The following is a 305-nucleotide window of genomic DNA, read 5'->3' as shown; positions in this document are numbered from 1 at the left end:
ACCCCTAAGGCGAGGCCGAAAGGCGTAGTCGATGGGAAACGGGTTAATATTCCCGTACTCTTGCTAACTGCGATGGAGAGACGGAGAAGGCTAGGCTAGCGCGGCGTTGGTAGTCCGCGTTTAAGGCAGTAGGTGGTGTGCTTAGGCAAATCCGGGCACACATACACTGAGAGCTGATGACGAGTCCCTAAGGGGATGAAGTAGTTGATGCCCTGCTTCCAGGAAAATCTTCTAAGCTTCAGGTTAGTAGGAATCGTACCCCAAACCGACACAGGTGGTCGGGTAGAGAATACCAAGGCGCTTGA

The 305-nt window shown here is 53.1% G+C and carries 1 rRNA gene; it reads left to right on the top strand.

The window, feature by feature from the left end:
- Positions 1–305 (top strand): 23S ribosomal RNA (locus tag LZP69_RS16025); the annotation flags it as partial.

The organism is Shewanella sp. AS1, assembly GCF_021412565.1.
Classification (GTDB): domain Bacteria; phylum Pseudomonadota; class Gammaproteobacteria; order Enterobacterales; family Shewanellaceae; genus Shewanella.
Note: the sequence above shows the minus strand (reverse complement) of the source record. Positions and strands in the feature narration are given on the sequence as shown.